This is a genomic window from Streptomyces changanensis (assembly GCF_024600715.1).
Lineage (GTDB): Bacteria > Actinomycetota > Actinomycetes > Streptomycetales > Streptomycetaceae > Streptomyces > Streptomyces changanensis.
Window position 1 is genome coordinate 4432552 of record NZ_CP102332.1, and the last position, 20116, is coordinate 4452667.

General features: G+C 73.9%; 17 protein-coding genes. 12 read left to right on the forward strand and 5 right to left on the reverse strand.

Features of this window, described 5'->3' with window-relative positions:
* Positions 1-114 precede the first annotated feature (114 nt).
* The 3 genes from NRO40_RS19810 to nudC are packed head-to-tail and all read left to right on the forward strand — an operon-like array spanning position 115 to position 6303.
* A complete protein-coding gene (locus tag NRO40_RS19810) occupies positions 115-3885 on the forward strand; it encodes a UvrD-helicase domain-containing protein (RefSeq protein WP_058940647.1) in 3771 nt (1256 codons plus the stop codon).
* Positions 3886-3895: 10 nt separating this feature from the next.
* Complete coding sequence (locus tag NRO40_RS19815; RefSeq protein WP_058940648.1) at positions 3896-5302, forward strand: dipeptidase; 1407 nt, start codon at positions 3896-3898, stop codon at positions 5300-5302.
* 50 nt (positions 5303-5352) lie between these two features.
* A complete protein-coding gene (gene nudC, locus NRO40_RS19820; protein ID WP_257375456.1) occupies positions 5353-6303 on the forward strand; it encodes an NAD(+) diphosphatase in 951 nt (316 codons plus the stop codon).
* 205 nt (positions 6304-6508) lie between these two features.
* Here nudC and NRO40_RS19825 read toward each other — a convergent pair whose 3' ends face one another.
* Positions 6509-6766, reverse strand: coding sequence for a mycoredoxin (locus tag NRO40_RS19825; RefSeq protein WP_058940649.1), 258 nt, complete (start codon positions 6764-6766; stop codon positions 6509-6511).
* 153 nt (positions 6767-6919) lie between these two features.
* Here NRO40_RS19825 and NRO40_RS19830 point away from each other — a divergent pair, with 153 nt between their 5' ends.
* The 5 genes from NRO40_RS19830 to NRO40_RS19850 all read left to right on the forward strand — a co-directional run bounded on the left by NRO40_RS19830 (position 6920) and on the right by NRO40_RS19850 (position 10796).
* Positions 6920-9100: an ATP-dependent DNA helicase UvrD2 gene (locus NRO40_RS19830; RefSeq protein WP_058940650.1), complete on the forward strand. Its 2181-nt coding sequence runs from the start codon at positions 6920-6922 to the stop codon at positions 9098-9100.
* Between the two features lie 172 nt (positions 9101-9272).
* Positions 9273-9617 carry a hypothetical protein gene (locus NRO40_RS19835; RefSeq protein WP_058940651.1) on the forward strand — a complete coding sequence of 115 codons (345 nt, stop codon included), beginning with the start codon at positions 9273-9275 and terminating at the stop codon, positions 9615-9617.
* Between the two features lie 169 nt (positions 9618-9786).
* Complete coding sequence (locus NRO40_RS19840) at positions 9787-10155, forward strand: WhiB family transcriptional regulator (protein ID WP_058940652.1); 369 nt, start codon at positions 9787-9789, stop codon at positions 10153-10155.
* Entirely contained in the window at positions 10152-10478 is a 327-nt protein-coding gene (locus NRO40_RS19845; RefSeq protein ID WP_058940653.1) for a hypothetical protein, read from the forward strand. The genes NRO40_RS19840 and NRO40_RS19845 overlap by 4 nt, the downstream gene beginning before the upstream one ends.
* 120 nt (positions 10479-10598) lie before the next feature.
* A complete protein-coding gene (locus NRO40_RS19850; protein WP_408057030.1) occupies positions 10599-10796 on the forward strand; it encodes a hypothetical protein in 198 nt (65 codons plus the stop codon).
* A gap of 198 nt (positions 10797-10994) precedes the next feature.
* Here NRO40_RS19850 and NRO40_RS19855 read toward each other — a convergent pair whose 3' ends face one another.
* Positions 10995-12344, reverse strand: coding sequence for an ABC1 kinase family protein (locus NRO40_RS19855; protein WP_058940655.1), 1350 nt, complete (start codon positions 12342-12344; stop codon positions 10995-10997).
* A gap of 61 nt (positions 12345-12405) precedes the next feature.
* Complete coding sequence (locus NRO40_RS19860; protein WP_058940696.1) at positions 12406-13551, reverse strand: ThiF family adenylyltransferase; 1146 nt, start codon at positions 13549-13551, stop codon at positions 12406-12408.
* Between the two features lie 179 nt (positions 13552-13730).
* On the opposite strand from NRO40_RS19860, the gene NRO40_RS19865 reads away from it, so the two are divergent.
* From NRO40_RS19865 to NRO40_RS19880, 4 genes are all read left to right on the forward strand, one after another.
* Positions 13731-14309 (forward strand): M48 metallopeptidase family protein, encoded by a 579-nt coding sequence (locus tag NRO40_RS19865; RefSeq protein WP_058940656.1) that lies wholly within the window; start codon positions 13731-13733, stop codon positions 14307-14309.
* Positions 14310-14428: 119 nt separating this feature from the next.
* Positions 14429-16315 carry a TerD family protein gene (locus NRO40_RS19870; RefSeq protein ID WP_058940657.1) on the forward strand — a complete coding sequence of 629 codons (1887 nt, stop codon included), beginning with the start codon at positions 14429-14431 and terminating at the stop codon, positions 16313-16315.
* Between the two features lie 13 nt (positions 16316-16328).
* Positions 16329-17009 (forward strand): AIM24 family protein, encoded by a 681-nt coding sequence (locus tag NRO40_RS19875; RefSeq protein WP_058940658.1) that lies wholly within the window; start codon positions 16329-16331, stop codon positions 17007-17009.
* A 22-nt stretch (positions 17010-17031) separates the two neighbouring features.
* Positions 17032-17787 carry an AIM24 family protein gene (locus NRO40_RS19880; RefSeq protein WP_058940659.1) on the forward strand — a complete coding sequence of 252 codons (756 nt, stop codon included), beginning with the start codon at positions 17032-17034 and terminating at the stop codon, positions 17785-17787.
* 207 nt (positions 17788-17994) lie between these two features.
* Here NRO40_RS19880 and NRO40_RS19885 read toward each other — a convergent pair whose 3' ends face one another.
* Entirely contained in the window at positions 17995-18510 is a 516-nt protein-coding gene (locus tag NRO40_RS19885) for an NUDIX hydrolase (protein ID WP_058940660.1), read from the reverse strand.
* Positions 18507-20045 carry a zinc-dependent metalloprotease gene (locus tag NRO40_RS19890; protein ID WP_079046821.1) on the reverse strand — a complete coding sequence of 513 codons (1539 nt, stop codon included), beginning with the start codon at positions 20043-20045 and terminating at the stop codon, positions 18507-18509. The genes NRO40_RS19885 and NRO40_RS19890 overlap by 4 nt, the downstream gene beginning before the upstream one ends.
* Positions 20046-20116 lie beyond the last annotated feature (71 nt).

Sequence of the window (20116 nt, forward strand, 5' to 3'; positions counted from 1 at the left end):
ACGGCCCCCGAAGGGTGAGGTTCGGCACTCCCGCCCGCCTCGCGCCCGTCCCTCCCGGGCCTCGGCCCTTCCGACGGCGGGGCGCTGTCGGCGGCCCCGGTTAGCCTTCTCCGGGTGACCGCACGCATCACCGACCCCGAGCAGCTCAAGGAGCTGCTCGGCATCCCGTTCACCCCGGAGCAGACGGCCTGCATCACCGCGCCGCCGGCCCCGCAGGTCATCGTGGCCGGAGCCGGCTCCGGGAAGACCACGGTGATGGCCGCTCGCGTGGTCTGGCTGGTCGGTACGGGGCAGGTCGCCCCCGAGCAGGTCCTCGGCCTCACCTTCACCAACAAGGCCGCCGGCGAGCTCGCCGAGCGCGTCCGCACCGCCCTCGTCCGCGCCGGCGTCACCGACCCCGACGTCATCGACCCGGACGACCCGCCCGGCGAGCCGAGCATCTCGACGTACCACGCCTTCGCCGGCCGGCTCCTCACCGACCACGGTCTGCGCATCGGCCTGGAGCCCACCTCCCGCCTCCTCGCCGACGCGACGCGATACCAGCTCGCCGCCCGCGTCCTGCGCGAGGCCCCCGGCCCCTACCCGGCGCTCACCCGCTCCTTCCCCACGCTCGTCAGCGACCTCCTCGCCCTCGACGCCGAGCTGTCCGAGCACCTGGTGCCCCCCGAGGACCTCGACGCCCACGACGCGCGGCTGCTGACCGCCCTGGAGGCCGTCCGCCTCGGCAACGCCGACCTGCGCAAGGTCCCCGAGGCCGCCGCCGCCCGGCGGGAACTGCTCGACCTGGTCGTCCGCTACCGCGCCGCCAAGCGCGAGCGCGACCTGCTCGACTTCGGCGACCAGATCGCCCTCTCCGCCCGGCTGGCCCTCACCCGCCCCGAGGCCGGCGCGCAGCTGCGCGACGAGTTCCGGGTGGTCCTCCTCGACGAGTACCAGGACACGTCCGTCGCTCAGCGGCTGCTCCTCTCCGGCCTCTTCGGCGGGGGCACGGGCCACCCCGTCACGGCCGTCGGCGACCCGTGCCAGGCCATCTACGGCTGGCGCGGCGCCTCCGTCGCCAACCTCGACGACTTCCCCGAGCACTTCCCGTACGCCGACGGCCGCCCCGCGACCCGGTACGCGCTCAGCGAGAACCGCCGCAGCGGCGGCCGCCTCCTCGACCTCGCCAACGGGCTCGCCGAGCCCCTGCGCGCCATGCACGAGGGCGTGGAGGCGCTCCGCCCGGCCCCCGGCGCCGAGCGGGACGGCGTGGTGCGGATCGCCCTGCTGCCGACCCAGGCCGAGGAGATCGCCTGGCTCGCCGACTCCATCGCGCACCTCGTCCGCACCGGCAAGGAACCGGGCGAGATCGCCGTCCTGTGCCGCACGGCGACGGACTTCCCCGAGATACAGGCCGCCCTCGTCGCGCGCGACGTGCCGGTCGAGGTCGTCGGCCTGTCCGGGCTGCTGCACCTGCCCGAGGTCGCCGACCTGGTCGCCGTCTGCGAGGTCCTCCAGGACCCCGGTGCCAACGCCGCGCTCGTACGGCTCCTCACCGGCCCCCGCTGGCGCATCGGCGCCCGTGACCTCGCCCTGCTCGGCCGCCGCGCCCGCCTCCTCGTCCACCGCGCCGCCGACGGCGACGCCGACCCCGACGAGAGGCTCGCCGCCGCCGTGGAGGGCGTGGACCCCGCCGAGGTGATCTCCCTGGCCGACGCTCTGGACACCTTCCTGGACACCGGCGGCCACGACGACGGCCTGCCGTTCTCGGCCGAGGCGCGCGTCCGCTTCGCCCGTCTCGCCGCCGAGCTGCGCGACCTGCGCCGCTCCCTCGCCGACCCGCTGATGGACGTGCTGCACCGGATCCTCGCCACCACCGGCCTGGAGGTCGAGCTCTCCGCGTCACCGCACGCCCTGGCCGCCCGCCGCCGCGAGACCCTGTCCAACTTCCTGGACGTCGCGGCCCGCTTCGCCGCCGTGGACGGCGAGGCCACCCTCCTCGCCTTCCTCGGCTTCCTGCGCACGGCCGCCCAGTACGAGAAGGGCCTCGACAACGCCCTGCCGGGCGGCGAGAACACCGTCAAGGTCCTCACCGCGCACAAGTCCAAGGGCCTGGAGTGGGACGTCGTCGCCGTCCCCGGCCTCGTGACCGGCCAGTTCCCGAGCTCCCGCGCGCGTGAGGCGTGGACCGCCCAGCCGCAGGTGCTCCCGTACACCCTGCGGGGCGACGCCGACACCCTGCCGGGGATCGACACCTGGAACGCCGCGTCGCTGAGGGCGTTCAAGGACGCGCTGCGGGACCACCAGCACACCGAGGAGCTCCGCCTCGGGTACGTCACCTTCACCCGCCCCCGCTCCATCCTGCTCGGTTCCGCCCACTGGTGGGGGCCGTCCCAGAAGCGCCGCCGCGGCCCCTCCCCGTTCCTCCACGCGCTGTACGACCACTGCGCGGCCGGGTTCGGCGAGATCGAGGCGTGGGCGGAGGAACCGGACGAGGACGCGGAGAACCCCGCCCTCGGGGCCGCCGCCGACGACCACGCGTGGCCCCTGCCGCTCGACCCCGTGTCCCTGGCCCGCCGCCGCGCCGCCGCCGAGACGGTCCTCGCCTACCTGGAGGCCCCGCCCGACGACGACGCACGGGAGGCGGCCCACGCGCCGGACGCCGCCGCCGACGACGTGCCGTGGTGGCCGGACCTGGACGCACCGGACGACAGGGGCGCGCCGGACGACCTGGACGGCCCGGACGGCCTGGACGTCCCCTGGCCCGATGACGCCCCGCCCCCCGATGACGCCCCGCCCCCCGACGACGACCCCGATGTTCCGGGCGACGCCTCCCACACGCGGGGCGAGCTCCCGGACGGCTTCCCACTGCCCGCGCACGCGCTCCCGCACCAGCGCACCGGACGCCCGGGAGACACCACCAGGGGCCCCGACGCACGCCCCGGGGTCCCCCGCGGTGACGCCGCGGACCCCCGGGACGGCGCCGGCGACCCCCGCGACGACGCCAGCGATCCCCGGAACGAGGCCGGCGACCCCTGGAACGACGCCGGGAACCTCCGCGACGACGCCGGCGCCCTACGGAACGACGCCGGCGGCCCCCAAGACGACATCCCGCCCCCGCGCGACGACATCCCGGCCCCCCGCCACGACGCCCCGGCACCCCGTGGCGACACGGATCGGCTCGCACCCGAGGAGGCCCGCACCGTCGCCTCCTGGGACCGCGACCTCGACGCCCTCACCGGCGAGCTGCTGCGCGCCCGCAGCGCCACCAGGGACGTGCCGCTGCCCGCCTCGCTCTCCGCCTCGCAGCTGCTGCGCCTGGCGGCCGACCCCGACGCCTTCGCGGCGGAGCTGGCCCGGCCCATGCCGCGCCCGCCGCAGCCGGCGGCCCGCCGCGGCACGCGGTTCCACGCCTGGGTGGAGTCGCGCTTCGAGGCGCTGCCCCTGCCGCTGCTCGGCCCCGACGAGCTGCCCGGCGGCGAGGTCCACGCCGACGAGCCGGAGATCGTCGACGAGAGGGACCTGGCCGCCCTCAAGGAGGCGTTCGAGCGGACCGAGTACGCCCACCGCACGCCGCACCGCGTCGAGGCGCCCTTCCAGCTCGCCCTGGCGGGGCGGGTCGTCCGCGGCCGCATCGACGCCGTCTACCACGACCCGGACTCCGGCACGTACGAGATCGTCGACTGGAAGACCACCCGCCACCGCACCGGCGACCCGCTCCAACTGGCGGTCTACCGCCTCGCCTGGGCCGAGCAGCACGGACTGCCCCTCGACGCGGTCAGCGCCGCGTTCGTGTACGTCCGCACCGGCGAGGTCGTCCGCCCGGAGGGGCTGCCCGGCCGGGACGGGCTGGAGCGCGTCCTGATCGGTGGGACGGCAGACGGGACACCGCCCTCCGCCGGATAGGCTCAGCAGTATGAGCGACACCCCGGACAGCGCCGTCCAGACCGTACGGAAGTACGTGGAGCAGCACCGCGACGCCTTCCTCGACGACCTCGCCGAGTGGCTGCGCATCCCTTCCGTCTCGGCCCAGCCGGAGCACGCCCCCGACGTGCGGCACAGCGCCGAATGGCTCGCCGCCAAGCTCCAGGAGACGGGGTTCCCGGTCGCCGAGGTCTGGGAGACGGACGGCGCCCCCGCGGTCTTCGCGGAGTGGCCCTCCGGCGACCCCGACGCCCCCACCGTCCTCGTCTACGGCCACCACGACGTGCAGCCCGCCGCCCGCGAGGACGGCTGGCACACCGAGCCCTTCGAGCCGGTCGTCCGCGACGGGCGGCTCCACGCGCGCGGGGCGGCCGACGACAAGGGGCAGGTGTTCTTCCACACTCTCGGCGTCCTCGCCCACCTGGACCTGACCGGCCGCACCGCCCCCGCCGTCAACCTCAAGATGCTCGTCGAAGGCGAGGAGGAATCCGGCTCCCCGCACTTCCGCGCCCTGGTCGAGCACCACCGCGACCGTCTCGCCGCCGACGCCGTGGTCGTCTCCGACACCGGCATGTGGAACGAGACGACGCCCACCGTCTGCACCGGCATGCGCGGCCTCGCCGAGTGCGAGATCGAGCTGCACGGCCCGGACCAGGACATCCACTCCGGCTCCTTCGGCGGCGCCGTGCCGAACCCGGCCACCGTCGCCGCCCGCCTGGTCGCCGCCCTCCACGACGACGACGAGCGCGTGACCGTCCCCGGCTTCTACGACGGTGTCGTCGAGCTCGACGACAGGGAGCGGGAACTCATCGCCGAGCTGCCGTTCGACGAGGCGGCGTGGCTGGCCACGGCCCGCTCCCACGGCACCCTCGGCGAGGCGGGCTACTCCACCCTGGAACGCGTCTGGGCCCGCCCGACCGCCGAGGTCAACGGCATCGGCGGCGGCTACCAGGGCCCCGGCGGCAAGACGATCATCCCCTCGTCCGCCCAGCTGAAGCTGACCTTCCGGCTCGTCGCCGGACAGGACCCGGACCGGATCGAGCAAGCGGTCCACGACTGGGTCGCCGCCCGCGTCCCGGCCGGCGTCCGCCACCGGATCACCTTCGGCGCCGCCACCCGCCCCTGCCTGACGCCGCTCGACCACCCGGCCCTGCGGGCCGTCGCCCGCTCCATGAGCCGCGCCTTCGACGGGGCGAAGATCCGCTACACCCGTGAGGGCGGCTCCGGCCCCGCCGCCGACCTCCAGGACGTGCTGGCCGCGCCGGTCCTCTTCCTCGGCATCTCCGTGCCGTCCGACGGCTGGCACGCGCCGAACGAGAAGGTCGAGCTGGACCTCCTCCTCAAGGGCGTGGAGACGACCGCCCATCTGTGGGGCGAGCTGTCCACCGCACTCCGCTGAAGACCACGCCTGACAGACACCCATCAGACCCGGGGGAGTTGGAAGCATCAGTGAGCACCATCAGCAACGAGGCCGGTCACCGTCCGATCGGCTTCACCGCCCCGAGCGGTATCGACCGCGCCGCCCACCACCGCCTCGACGAGGCGTGGCTCGCGGCGGCGTGGAGCCACCCGACCACGCGCGTGTTCGTGGTTTCCGGCGGGCAGGTGCTGGTCGACGACACCCCCGACGGCCGGACCGAACTGGTCATGACGCCGGCCTTCGAGGCGCCGCTGACGGAGACCCACCGCTACTTCCTCGGCACCGACACCGACGGAGTCAGCTACTTCGCCCTGCAGAAGGACGCGCTGCCCGGCCGGATGGACCAGTCGGCACGCCCCGCCGGGCTCCGCGAAGCCGGGCTCCTGCTCGACGGGCGCGACGCCGCCCTGATGGTGCACGCCGTCGCCCTGGAGAACTGGCAGCGCCTCCACCGCTTCTGTTCCCGCTGTGGCGAGCGCACCGTGATCGCCGCTGCCGGCCACATCCGCCGCTGCCCCGCCTGCGGCGCCGAGCACTACCCGCGCACCGATCCGGCCGTGATCATGCTGGTGACGGACGAGCAGGACCGCGCGCTGCTCGGCCGCCAGGTGCACTGGCCGGAGGGCCGCTTCTCGACGCTCGCCGGTTTCGTCGAGCCCGGCGAGTCGATCGAGCAGTCCGTCGTGCGCGAGGTCTTCGAGGAGGCCGGCGTCACCGTCGGCACGGTCGAGTACGTCGCCAGCCAGCCCTGGCCCTTCCCGTCCAGCCTCATGCTGGGCTTCCTGGCCCGCGCCACGTCCTGCGAGATCGACGTCGACGGCGACGAGATCGAGGAGGCCCGCTGGTTCTCCCGCGAGGAGCTCACCGCCGCCTTCGCCTCCGGAGAGGTCCTGCCGCCGTTCGGCGTCTCGATCGCGTCGCACCTCATCGAGCTCTGGTACGGCAGACCGCTGCCGAAGCCGGGCGCGGCCGCACTCTGAACCCGCCCCGGAGAGGCGGCCGCCGGCCGGGTGCTGCCGAAGCGGGGCTCCCGGCCGGGCCGGCCGAGCCCCCCGGCTCACCCGCCGTGTCCCGGCCGGGCCCGCCGGGCCCCGGCCGGGGCTCCGCCCCGCGATCAGGAACGCGGACGCCCCCGCCGGTCGGTCGGCGGGGGCGTCCTGTCTGCGGGGGAGCGGCGCGGTGGCGTCAGCCGGCCAGCGCCTGCTGGACCTGCTTCAGGCTCGGGTTCGTCATGACGACGTCCTCGCCGCCGCCGTTCGGCGCCACGAGCACGGTCGGGACCGTCTGGTTGCCGTTGTTGACCTTCTCCACGAACGCGGCGGACTCCGGGTCCAGCTCGATGTTGATCTCCGTGTAGGCGATGCCCTCGCGGTCCATCTGGCTCTTCAGCCGCCGGCAGTAGCCGCACCAGGTGGTGCTGTACATCGTCACAGAACCCTGCATCGTCTCTTCCGCTCCTCGAATCGCTGGAGTGCGTGATCGCACTGGGGAGAACGTACGGGGACCGGCCGGGCATTCCCACCTCCGGTATGACCGGCGTCGCACCCCTGTGGACGACCGAGCCGTCCCCCTCCACCGACCTGGCAGCATGGCAGGGTGACACCAGCGACGCACTCCACCCTCTTCCCGCAGGTACCGGACTCGGCCGACGCGGTGCTCGACGGGCTCGACCCGGAGCAGCGCGAGGTCGCGACGGCCCTGCACGGACCGGTGTGCGTCCTCGCCGGCGCGGGCACGGGCAAGACCCGGGCCATCACCCACCGCATCGCGTACGGCGTCCGCGCGGGCATCCTCCAGCCCTCCGGCGTGCTGGCCGTCACGTTCACCAACCGCGCCGCCGGGGAGATGCGCGGCCGGCTGCGGCAGCTCGGCGCCGGCGGCGTCCAGGCCCGCACGTTCCACTCGGCGGCCCTCCGCCAGCTCCAGTACTTCTGGCCGAAAGCCGTCGGCGGCGACCTGCCCCGGCTCATCGACCGCAAGGCCCAGCTCGTCGCCGACGCCGCCACCCGCTGCCGCGTCCGCCTCGACCGCTCCGAGCTGCGCGACGTCACCTCGGAGATCGAGTGGGCGAAGGTCACCCAGACCGTCCCCGCCGACTATCCGGCGGCCGTCGCCAAGACCCAGCGCACGGCCCCCCGCGACCCGGCCGAAACCAGCCAGATCTACGCCATGTACGAGCAGCTGAAGCGGGAGCGCGACGTCCTCGACTTCGAGGACGTCCTGCTGCTCACGGTCGGCATCCTCCAGGACCGCCACGACATCGCCGACCAGGTCCGCCGCCAGTACCAGCACTTCGTCGTCGACGAGTACCAGGACGTCTCCCCGCTCCAGCAGCGCCTCCTCGACCTGTGGCTCGGCGACCGCGACAGCCTCTGCGTCGTCGGCGACGCCAGCCAGACGATCTACTCCTTCACCGGCGCCACCCCCGACTACCTGCTCGACTTCCGCACCCGCCACCCGCAGGCGACGGTCGTCCGACTCGTCCGCGACTACCGCTCCACCCCCCAGGTCGTCCATCTGGCCAACGGCCTCCTCGCCCAGGCGTCCGGCCGCGCCGCCGACCACCGGCTGGAACTGGTCTCGCAGCGCGCGCCCGGCCCCGAGCCCGTCTACGCGGAGTACGGCGACGAGCCGACCGAGGCCGAGGGCACCGCCCGCCGCATCCGCGACCTGATCGCCTCCGGCGTCCCGGCCGGAGAGATCGCCGTCCTGTACCGGATCAACGCCCAGTCCGAGGTCTACGAGCAGGCCCTCGCCGACGCCGGCGTGCCGTACCAGCTGCGCGGCGCCGAGCGCTTCTTCGAGCGGCAGGAGGTGCGGGAGGCGGGGGCCGCCCTGCGCAGCGCGGCCCGCTTCGGCGCGAACGACCCGCTCCTCGACGACGTCGTCGACCTGCCCTCGCAGGTCCGTGCCGTCCTGTCGACCAAGGGCTGGACGACGGAGCCGCCCGCGGGGTCCGGGGCCGTCCGGGACCGCTGGGAGTCGCTCGCCGCGCTCGTCCGCCTCGCCGAGGACCTCGCCCGTGCCCGCCCGGACGCCACCCTCGCCGACCTCGTCACCGAGCTGGACGAGCGGGCGGCCGCCCAGCACGCCCCCACCGTCCAAGGTGTGACGCTGGCCTCCCTCCACGCGGCGAAGGGCCTCGAATGGGACGCCGTCTTCCTCGTCGGCCTCACCGAGGGCATGCTCCCCATCACGTACGCGAGGACGGACGAGCAGATCGAGGAGGAGCGGCGCCTGCTCTACGTCGGTGTGACGCGCGCCCGCCGTCACCTGAGCCTGTCCTGGGCGCTGTCCCGCTCGCCCGGCGGCCGGGCCCACCGCGAGCCGTCCCGGTTCCTGAAGGGGCTGCGCCCCGGCAGCGCAGGGCAGACCATCCGCGCGACGCACGCGGGTGGTGTCGACCGGGCACCCGCCGCGGGCGCCCGGACCCGGCGTGTCCGCGGCCCGGTGCGGTGCCGGGTGTGCGGCACGACGCTGACGATCGCCGGCGAGATGAAGCTGATGCGCTGCGAGGACTGCCCCTCGGAGATGGACGAGGGCCTGTACGAGCGGCTGCTCGCCTGGCGCGCCCGGCAGGCGAGGCGCGCCGGCCAGCCCGACTACTGCGTCTTCACGGAGAAGACGCTCATCGCCATCGCCGAGACGGTCCCGTCCACCGACGGCGAGCTCGCCGCCATCCCCGGTGTCGGCATCCGCAAGCTCAATCGTTTCGGCGCCGACGTCCTGGCCATCTGCGCAGGTCAAGACGTCGGTGTGGACGACGCCGAAGACTGATCGCAACTCGTCGCAAAAATAGTTTGCGCCCGCCCCGGAGATCCCCATAGGTTCTTAACCACGCGAACAGCGGCTTCCTTGAAGCCCTGTCCTCGTGCTGTACTTATCCGAATACGCGTGGGGTCGGCTCCGGCCGATCCCCCCCCGAGACGCCGAGAGGAGGCGATTTCCAGTGATCAGCATCAAGACCCGCAACGTCAGCACCGCCAAAATGACCGATTGCTCGGTCGTCGCCTCCGCCTGCTCGCTCGGCCTCTCCGGTTCGGCGTTCCCTGGCACCGGTCTGCGTGGTCTCCGGGCCGCCCGTCCGTCGTCCTCCCTGTCGGCTCTCCCCGTCATCGAGGTCTTTGCGGCCAATGAGCGACCGACCAAGGCACTGGAAGCAGGAGTAGCAGCGGCGCAGGCCCCGGCCTATGCCCTTGCGGCGACCGGTGCCGACCTGACGGAGCAGACGCAGCAGCAGCACCACACGATGTGGGCCTTCCGTGGGCTCGAACCCTGGAGTGATCCAGCCTGATCCAGCATCAGGCCGGCGCCTTCAGGGCCGCGGAACCCCACCCGGGATCCGCGGCCCTTCTGTTTTGCCCGAACGGGCGGACCAGTACGAAGGGGCCTCGGGACCAGCAGAACCCGGTACCAGCCCACCGGCACACCCGCCGGACCGACAGACGAGGAAACACACCACCGTGCATCTCGAAGCGCACGCCCCGTCCGTACCGCCTTCCGACACGATCTCCCCGCCCGGCCTCATGAAGGACCACGACGTGACCGCCCTCACTGCGCTCACCGCGCTCGACGACGCCATCGAGAACCTCGGCGTGCCCGTACCGTGCCGCTCCTACGACCCGGAGGTCTTCTTCGCCGAGTCGCCGGCGGACGTCGAGTACGCCAAGTCCCTCTGCCGCACCTGCCCGCTCATGACCGCCTGCCTCGCGGGTGCGAAGGAGCGGCGCGAGCCGTGGGGCGTCTGGGGCGGTGAGCTCTTCGTCCAGGGCGTGGTGGTCGCCCGCAAGCGGCCGCGTGGCCGCCCGCGCAAGAACCCGGTCACGGCATGAACACCGGCACCGGAACGATCGACCGCCCCCTCACGCACGAACCCCAGAAGCAGGCCCCGATGACCTCTTCCACCAACGAGCCCCTGGGCTCCGCGACTTCTGACGTCACCACCCTCGGTGCGCACGCCGCGCGCCAGAACAGGACCCGAGAAATGCAACTCATCCCAGAAGCCCTGGCACGTGCGCATATGCACGAGCGCCTCCGGGAAGCCGACGAGCAACGGGCCGGCGCCCGCCTGATCACGGCCCGGCGGATGCAGCGGCGCGCGGAGCGTGCCTCGCTCCGCGCGCGCCGCGCGCTGGCCATGGCGGTCATGCAGTAGCCGACCGGCCGCGGCACCCGATCATCACCACAGCCCATCCCGTGGGGGCCGGTCTCACCGACCGGCCCCCACGGTGCGTTCGCCCCGGGATCCGGCGGCCGGTGGGGTCATCGTCTCGTGGTGAACGAGCGGACACCCGAACCCGCGCAGCCCCGCTCGGCCGCCGCGGTGTGCTCACGCTGCGGCACGACCGCCGACGGCCTCCCCGTCACCTGGACCTGCTCCGTCGAGAACGGCACCCGGCTGTACTTCCGCGACACGTGCGCCCGCGACCACCTGCGGTCCATCGAGAGCCGAGTCGACTCCGCCTGGTGGTGACCCACCGGGCCGCTGGTGGTGACTCCACCGAACCACCACCCCGCGCACCGGGTCACCACCCCGCGCACCGGGTCACCACCTCGCGCGGGACCACGGCCCGCGCGCCTGAGGGCCGACGAACTCACGTCCGCGGCCGCCGGCTCACAGTCCACGACCGGGAGCTCGGAGCCGCCCGAGCCGCCGCCGCGTCCCGTCAGGTCAGGCCGGTTCCTCCACCGGCTCCTCCGGCAGGAACCCCGGCAGCCACTCCTCCAACTCGTCGCGCAGGCGCACCGAGGCGTTCAGCTGACACAGCACGCCGATCGTGCTCAGCGTCACCCGATGGATCAGCAGGTACGCAGGGGGCAGGTTCAGCTGCTTGCCCAGCTGGTGTGCCGGAGAGCGCGGGTCGGCGATCCGCGCCGCCTGTGAGCGGATCCACTCGCGCGTGAAGAGGAACTCGTCCGCCTCGGCCGGCTCGATGATGGGCAGCAGGTAGTCGAGCACCTCCTCCGGGTCCAGTTCTATGGACTCCTTCACGAACCCCTCGTCGCACAGCAGCTCGTAGACGGTTTCCGCCTCGCCCTCCAGGGCCATGCGCAGACACAGGCCGATCGTCTCCGGCAGCCCGCCCGGAAGCCGGTCCACCGTCCCGAAGTCCAGCACTCCCAGCCGCGCCCGACCGCCGTCCTCCCCGGGCAGCAGCCGGAAGTTCCCCGGGTGCGGGTCCGCGTGGAGCAGGCCCGTCCGAGCGGGGCCCGAGAACAGGAACCGCGCCAGCAACTGGCCCGCCCGGTCCCGCTCCTCCGGTGTGCCGCCCGCTATGACCTCCGACAGCGGCACCCCGTCGATCCACTCCGTCACCAGCACCTGGTCCGACTGGTGCACCACGTCCGGCACCACCACGTCGGGGTCGTCCGCGAACTCCGCGGCGTGCTCCCGCTGGGCCCGCGCCTCCAGGTCGTAGTCCAGCTCCTCCGACACCCGGTCGCGCATCTCCGCGATGAGCGGCTTGATGTCCATGCCCGGCACCAGCGGCCCCAACAGCCGGGCGAACCGGCTCAGCTGAGCCAGGTCCGACAGCAGCGCCTCACCCGCCCCCGGGTACTGCACCTTCACGGCGACCTCGCGTCCGTCGTGCCACACCGCCCGGTGCACCTGCCCGATCGAGGCCGCGGCCGCCGGCTTCTCCTCGAACTCCAGGAACAGCTCACGCCAGTCCTCGCCCAACCGCTCCGCGAGCGCGGCGTGCACCGTCCTCGTCGGCATCGGGGGCGCCGCCTCCTGGAGCTTGGTCAGGGCGGCCCGATACGGCCCCGCGACCTCCTCCGGCAGTGCCGACTCGAAGACGGACAGTGCCTGCCCGAGCTTCATCGCACCGCCCTTCAGCTCGCCCAGCACCTTGAACAGCTGGTCAGCCGTGCGCTGTTGCAGCTCCCGCGCGACGATCTCGGCGGACTTGCCCCCGATCCGCTTGCCCAGCCCCCACGTGGCCCGCCCCGCGAAGCCCAGTGGCAGAGCGGCCAACTTGGCGGTCCGGGTGACCGCCTTCCGGGGAAGATCAGACATACGCCCCTCCAAAGCCCAGACTCCCGTGCCGCCTTGCCCTGACACGCGCCGCCGACGGCGGTTACCCCGCCATTGTGTCCTGCCCGCCGCGGACTCCCGAGGGCCGCTCCCGTTCCCCCTCCGACGGTTCCCGGTCCGCCGCCCCGCACGGGCACCCGCCATGCGGCCGCAGCGGCCGCGCCCGCCACTCCAGCAACGGTGACGACACCTCCCACCGCGCCCCCGCACTCGCCGCCACACCCCCGTCCAGGAACGCCAGCGCGTGCGCCGCCGCCAGCCCCGCCACGGCCGCCGACAGCCTCACGTCCCCGGCCGGCACCGCACTCCGGCGCCCCGACCGCCATTGCGCCAGCAGACGCGGCCACGCCGGATCAGCGTCCGTCCGGCCCATCTCCACACACCGCGCGCACGCCGTCTCGCCCGGCAGCACCAGCGGTCCCAGCACCCCGGTGGCCTCCACGACCCCGGCGAACAGATGCGGTGTGCCCGTCCCCACCCAGGTGTCCGCCGCCACCGGGTCCGGGGCGTACGCCGCCAGCCCGTCCCGGGGTGTGACCACCACGAGCGACAGACCCGGCTCGGGCCCGGTCGGCGCACGGGGCGCCCGCCCGCCGCCCGGTGCCGACCGGCCCACCAACCGCCGGGCCGCCGCGTCCCGCCGGTCGCCGACCGACTCGGCCGGGAAACCGCCGGGCGCCACGTCCCACGGCTCGACCCGCCCGCCGTCCATCACCTCGACCCGGCCGACACCGGACGCCGACAGCAGCCCGGCCACCGCCGCCCCCACCCGACCCGCGCCCCTCACCTGGACGCGCATGCCGCCGCGCGCGGCCAGGCGCCGTATCGCACCGCCCGGCTCGCGGTGCACCACCGAGAGCGACCCGAGATCGGCGCGCATCCGGTCGAGCACGCCGGCCTCCCGCCGCACGGCCTCCACCGCCCGGTCGCCCGGCGCCGTGTCGTCCAGCAGCCCCGCCGCGGCCAGCCGGTCGAGCAACGCCTCCAACCAGCCGTCCGGCACCCCGAGCGCCCGCGCCTCCTCCCGCAGCAGACCCACCCCGCGCGTCCCGTCCAGCAGCGCCAGCAGGCTCCCGGTCGTCGTGTCCACCGGGCCCACCACCACCGCGTGCGCGGGAGCCACCCCGAACTGCACGCACTGCAGATCTCGCCATGCGCGCCGCAGCGCCGGCTTCACCATCGGATGCATCCTCGCCACCTCCCTCGCTCGTCACGTGGATGCAGCATGCCGCCGTCGGCGCCATCACCTCCGGCCGTCGTCCACAGGGAGGCCGATCAGTCATACGAATGCTGCGGGCTGTGGACGGACCGCCGGGGTCAACGCCGCCGAGCGGCTTCAATGAGCCGGCCGGCAGGTACCGTCGGGTCGTGCCCGCCGACCCCCAGCCCAGCCCCACCACCAGCGACCCGTCCCACGCGGACCGGACGTCCGCCGTCGAGGTGCGCAGGAGCACCCGCCGCCGTAGGACCGTCTCGGCCTACCGCGAGGGCGACCGCACCATCGTCCTCATCCCCGCCCGGATGTCGCAGGCCGAGGAGCGGCGCTGGGTGACCCAGATGCTCGACAAGCTCGCCGCCCAGGAGAGCCGCCGCCGCCCCGGCGACTCCGAGCTGGCCGAGCGGGCCGAGCGGCTGTCCGCGCAGTACCTCGGCGGTCGGGCACGGCCGGCGTCCGTCCGCTGGGTCACCAACCAGAACACCCGCTGGGGATCCTGCACCCCGGCCGAGGGCAGCATCCGGCTGTCCCACCGGCTCCAGGGAATGCCCGAGTACGTCGTCGACTACGTGCTGCTGCACGAGCTGGCCCACCTGCTCGTCCCCGGGCACGGGCCCCGGTTCTGGCAGCTGCTCGACTCCTATCCGAGGACCGAGCGGGCGCGTGGCTACCTGGAGGGTGTGGTCGCCGCCGGCCGCCTGCCGCACCCTCCGTGTCCGTCCGGCGACTGACGTCCCCGGTCCTGTACCGAGTACGTACCGAGCCGGTCGCCGGCGTGGTCCACCATCGTGGCCAGCCGTTAGCCTGGCGCGACGCACACACATTCCGGGATGGGGGACGGTCTTCACGCATGGCCAGGGAATTCCAACGGGGCCACAAGGCCCGGATCAGTGACCTGACAGCCGGGACCGATCTGTACGTCGGCGTGCAGATCGCGGGACCGGGACTGTCCTTCGACATCAGCTGCTTCGGCCTCGACGCCGACGAGCGGCTCTCGGACGACCGGTACTTCGTCTTCTTCAACCAGCCCAAGTCCCCCGAGGAGTCCATCCAGCTGCTGGGCGCGCAGGCCGGTGACACCGAGTCCTTCCGCGTCACGCTGGACCGTGTGCCGGACGGCATCCACAAGCTGTCCTTCACGGCCACCATCGACGGCGCCGGACAGATGTCGCAGGTGGGCGCCGGTTACCTCAGGATCGTCGCGGGCGGTGAGGAGGTGGCCCGGTACGCGTTCAGCGGCTCGGAGTTCACCACCGAGCGCGCGGTGATGCTGGGTGACTTCTACCGCAAGGACGGCTGGCGCTTCGCCGCGGTCGGTCAGGGTTTCGACGGCGGCCTCGACGCGCTGCTGAAGAACTTCGGCGGCGAGGTCCTCGAGGAGGAGCCCCAGCAGCCCCAGGCCCCCCAGCAGCCCCAGCCCCAGCCCCCGCACGCCGCGCCGTCCTTCGCGCCGCCCGCCGGCCCGGCCGCCCCGGCCCAGCCCGCTCCGGCCTTCGGCGCCCCCGCGGCCGCACAGCAGCCTCCGGTCCCCGCCCCGGCCCGGCCGCAGCAGCCGCTGCACGCGGCACCCACGATGGCCGCACCCCTGGGCGCAGCGGTGGCCCCGCAGGTATCCCCGTCCCAGGCGCCCACCCCGCAGGTACCCGCGCCGCCGCCCACGCCCTACGGACAGGCGCAGCACCCCCAGCAGCCGGCCCCCTACGGGCAGGTGCCGGGGCAGACCCCGCCGCACGGGGCGCCCGCACCGTATGGGCAGACGCCGCCGCAGCACGGCGCGCCCACCCCCTACGGGCAGACCCCGCCGCACGGCGCGCCCACCCCCTACGGGCAGACCCCGCCGCACGGCGCGCCCACCCCCTACGGGCAGACGCCGCCACACGGAGCACCGGTCCAGGCGCCGTACGGTCAGGCGCTCGGGTACGGGCAGCCGGCCCCCGGCGCGTACGGGCAGCAGCCCGCGATGGGGACGCCGCCCGTCGGCACCCCCCACGCCGGTATGCCGCCCCTCGGTGCCCCGCCCGTCGGCACCCCGCCCGTCGGTGCCCCGCACGGCGTTCCGCAGGGCGCGCCGCAGGGTGCCGGGTTGGCGGCCGCGCTGCAGAAGTACCGCGAGACGCCGACCGGGCAGCGCTGGACGTCGCAGAACCCGCAGCTCATGCGGGTCGACCTCGCCATGGGCCAGACGCCCGTGCTCGCTCGGCAGGGCAGCATGGTCATGTACCAGGGCAAGGTCGAGTTCGGCTACAAGGGCGCCGGTTTCGCCGGCCGCATCGTCGGCAACGCCACCGGCCAGGAGATGCAGCTCATGCGCTGTACCGGCCGCGGCCAGCTCTTCCTCGCCGAGAACAACGCACAGCTGCACCCCATCGAGCTCCAGGGCGACGGGATCTGCGTCTCCGCCGAGAACGTCCTCGCGTTCGACGAGTCGCTGCACCACGAGGTCCGCCGCATCGAGGGGCACGGCATTCCCGGCGGGGCGCTGTTCACGATGCTCTTCCACGGCACCGGCACGGTCGTCGTGAAGACGCAGGGCACCCCGGTGGTCCTGCCCGTCACGCCCACCACCTTCGCCGACTGCAACGCGGTCGTCGCCTGGTCGGCCGCCTCCCAGGTGGTCCTCTCCAGCCAGGTCCGGCTGCGCCGCAACGCCTACCCGGGCCACAGCGGCGAGACCGTGAACCTGCAGTTCCGGGGAGCCCCCGGCAACTTCATCGTCGTCCAGCCCTACGAGGTCTGAGGGAGCCCGAGGAATGAACCAGCAGCTCGCGGGCTATGCCCCGACCCCCGTCACGGCCCGCATGGAGAACCACGGCAACGCCATGCTCAAGGTCGCCATGGCCACCGGCCAGGACCTGTTCGCCCGCACCGGCTCCGTCGTCGCCTACGAGGGCTTCGTCCAGTACGAGCCCAACCCGCCGGCGGTGCGGCAGATCGCCTCCTCCTGGGTCACCGGTGAGGGCGCGCCCCTCATGAAGTGCTCCGGCGACGGCCTGCTCTACCTCGCCGACTACGGGGCGGACGTCGTCGTCGTCCACCTCGACGGTGACGCCCTGTCCGTGAACGGCACGAACGTCCTGGCCTTCGACGCACACCTCCAGTGGGGCGTCGAGCGCGTCAAGGGCATGGCGAAGTTCGCCGGCCAGGGCCTGTGGAACGTCCAGATCGGCGGCACCGGCTGGGTCGCGCTCACATCGCGCGGCACGCCCATCGTCGTCGACTGCGGCCGGGGCGACGACGAGACGTACGTCGACCCGGACGCGCTCATCGCCTGGTCGCCTTCCCTGAAGGTCAAGGGCAAGCGCAGTTTCAAGGCGTCCTCCCTCATCGGGCGGGGCAGCGGGGAGGCGTACCAGATGGCCTTCTCGGGCCAGGGCATCGTCGTCGTACAGCCGAGCGAGGACAGCACCGACCGGCTACGGGTCCGGAACTGAGCCGGGGGAGCGAGAACAGATCATGCAGAGTCCGCTTTTCAGCCACACGGAACAGCAGAGCCAGGACCGGTACACGGTGCAGAACCCGCAGCTCCTGCGGGTCGCGCTCACCGGTCACGACGACGTCCTCGCCCGCAAGGGCGCCATGGTCGCCTACCAGGGACTGATGGACTTCGACGGCGAGATCCAGAACCAGAGCCAGCGCACGGCCCACGCCCACACCGGCGAGGGGCTCGACCTGATGCGCTGTTCCGGGCAGGGCACCGTCTACCTCGCCAACCTGGCCCAGTACGTCCACGTCGTCGACGTCGACCAGGACGGGCTGACCGTCGACAGCGCCTACGTGCTGGCGCTCGATTCGACGCTGCACACCGAGGTCATCGCCGTGGACAGCCAGTACGGCATCTCCGGCTCCGGCAAGTACCAGCTGAACGTCTCCGGCCGCGGCCAGGTCGCGCTGATGACGTCCGGCCGGCCCCTGATGATGCAGGTCACGCCCGACAAGTACGTCAACGTCGACGCCGACGCGATCGTCGCCTGGTCGTCGTCGCTACGGGTGCAGATGCAGGCCCAGACGCACTCGTCGAACGTCCGCCGGCGTCGCGGCACGACCGGGGAGGGCTGGGAGCTGAACTTCCTCGGCCACGGCTTCGCCCTCGTCCAGCCCAGCGAGGTCATGCCACCGCAGGGCGCGCAGATCGGGCAGGGCGTGGCGGCCCAGTTCGGCGTCGGCCAGCACGGCGCGCACGGGCAGAACCAGAACAACGCCTGGAACTGAACCCGCGTACCCGCCGGACCCGCCGGACCCGCCGGACCCGCCGGGCCGGCATCCCGCGCGCACGCGGCCGCACCGCCCGCCCCGCGCACCCGCCCGACGCGCGGGAGGGGCGCCCGCCTCCACGGCGGGCGCCCCTCCCGGCTCGGGGCTTCCGGCTCCGGCCCCAGGCTTCCGGTTCCGGTTCCGGGCTTTCCGCCCCGGTCGCCGCTACAGCCGCGTCAGCGTTCGCTGGACCAGCCGGACCACCGACGCGTCGGCCACGTCCGCCACGTCGTCGTACGCGTACCAGCGCAGGTCCAGCGACTCGTCGCTGATGGCCTCCACCGCGTCCGGCGGCGCCACCGCCGCGTACTGCACGTCGAGGTGCCAGGCGCAGGGCGTGGCGTGTCGGTCGAGCCGGACGGGGCCGCCCGGCAGCAGGTCCAGTCCGGGGATGCCTGACTCCTCGGTCGCCTCCCGCAGCGCCGCCGCGGCCATCGTCCGGTCGCCGGGCTCGCAGTGCCCGCCCATCTGCAGCCACATGCGCAGCTTCCGGTGCAGCGTCAGCAGCACCCTGCCCCGCTCCGGGTCCACGACCAGGGCGCTGGCGGTGAGGTGGCCCGCCGCGCACGCCTTCCACATGGCGTCCTCGTGCGCCGCGAGGTGATCCAGGTACGTCCGGCGCAGCTCTTCCTGGTCCCCGTACCCCTCCAGTACGCGGACCGCGTCGGTGTGCAGGCTCACTTGTCCTTGTCGCCCTCACCCGAGGCGTCGCTCTGACCCGAGGCGTCGCCCTGGCCCGGGGTGCCGCCCTTGCCCGGCGCATCGCCCTCACCCGAGCTGCCCTGACCCGAGGTGCCCTCGCCCGAGGAGCCGTCGGAGCCGTCGGAGCGGTCGGAGCGGTCGGAGCCGCCGGCCCGGTCCGGCCGGCCGGCCGCCTCGCCGAGCATCTTGTCCAGCTCGGAGAAGTCCATGTGCTCCCGGTGGACGAAACCGTCCGGGTCGTCCAGGTCGGAGGCGGTCGGCAGCATGTCGGGGTGCTCCCACAGCGCGTCCCGCCCGTCGACGCCGCGCGCGTCGGTGAGCGAGGCCCACAGCCGCGCCGCGTCCCGCAGCCGCCGCGGCCGCAGCTCCAGGCCGATCAGCGTCGCGAAGGTCTGCTCGGCGGGACCGCCCGAGGCGCGGCGCCGCCGCAGCGTCTCGCGCAGCGCGTCCGCCGACGTGAGCCGGGAGCCGGCCGCGGCGTGCACCACCGCGTCCACCCACCCCTCGACCAGGGCGAGCGCCGTCTCCAGACGGGCGAGCGCGGCCTTCTGCTCGGCCGTGTCCTCGGGCTGGAACATGCCCTGCTGGAGCGCCTCCTGCAGCTGCTCCGGACTGCTCGGGTCGAGCTGCGCGACCGCGTCCTCCAGCTTGGACGTGTCGACCTTGATCCCGCGCGCGTACCCCTCGACCGCGCCGAACAGGTGCGAGCGCAGCCACGGCACGTGGGCGAAGAGCCGCTGGTGGGCGGCCTCGCGCAGCGCCAGGTACAGCCGGACCTCGTCCTCCGGGACGCTGAGGTCCCGGCCGAACGCGGCCACGTTGAGCGGCAGCAGCGCGGCCTTGCCGGCCGGGCCGAGCGGCAGCCCGACGTCCGTCGAGCCGACCACCTCGCCGGCGAGCGCGCCCACGGCGTGCCCGATCTGCTGGCCGAACATGGCGCCGCCCATGGAGCGCATCATGCCGATCAGCGGGCCCGCCATGGCCTGCATCTCCTGCGGCAGCACGTCGCCCATGGCGGTGCCGACGCGCTCCGCGACGGGGTCCACGAGCTGCTGCCACGCCGGCAGCGTCGCCTCGACCCACTCCGCGCGGGACCAGGCGACGGCACCGGCCGCACCGGACGGCAGCGACGTGACGCCGTCGAGCCAGAGGTCGGCCAGGCGGACCGCCTCCTCGACGGCCTTCCGCTCGGCGGCGCCCACGCTGCTGTCCTTGCTGCCGTCCGGCGCGCCCTGGGAGACGGTCTGCCGGGCGATCTGCTTGGCCATGTCCCAGTTCACGGGACCGCCCTCGTAGCTCAGCATCTGGCCGAGCTGCTGGAAGGCCGCGCCCAGGTCGGCGGGGTTGAAGGAGCCGAACATGGCGGCGAACGGATTGTCCGCGCCGCCCTGGCCTCCGGGCAGCCCGCCGAACCCTCCGAAGGGGTTGGCACCACCCTCGGGCTTCTTCTTGCCCTGGTCGCCGTCGTCCGGCTCCTCCGGGGGAAGGCCGAATCCGAATGGGGTGTCGCTCACGGGTTTCCTCGGCTCGTTGGGCCGCCGGCTTCCTGCCGACGGCGGCTGCCCGACATCACACCCAGCGTAGA

Bases quoted from the DNA above. Each gene is read 5' to 3' on its own strand.
- NRO40_RS19815 (WP_058940648.1), top strand. From the start codon at position 3,896: ATGAGCGACACCCCGGACAGCGCCGTCCAGACCGTACGGAAGTACGTG.
- NRO40_RS19825 (WP_058940649.1), bottom strand. From the start codon at position 6,766: ATGCAGGGTTCTGTGACGATGTACAGCACCACCTGGTGCGGCTACTGC.
- NRO40_RS19845 (WP_058940653.1), top strand. From the start codon at position 10,152: ATGAACACCGGCACCGGAACGATCGACCGCCCCCTCACGCACGAACCC.
- NRO40_RS19855 (WP_058940655.1), bottom strand. From the start codon at position 12,344: ATGTCTGATCTTCCCCGGAAGGCGGTCACCCGGACCGCCAAGTTGGCC.
- NRO40_RS19860 (WP_058940696.1), bottom strand. From the start codon at position 13,551: ATGCATCCGATGGTGAAGCCGGCGCTGCGGCGCGCATGGCGAGATCTG.
- NRO40_RS19870 (WP_058940657.1), top strand. From the start codon at position 14,429: ATGGCCAGGGAATTCCAACGGGGCCACAAGGCCCGGATCAGTGACCTG.
- NRO40_RS19875 (WP_058940658.1), top strand. From the start codon at position 16,329: ATGAACCAGCAGCTCGCGGGCTATGCCCCGACCCCCGTCACGGCCCGC.
- NRO40_RS19880 (WP_058940659.1), top strand. From the start codon at position 17,032: ATGCAGAGTCCGCTTTTCAGCCACACGGAACAGCAGAGCCAGGACCGG.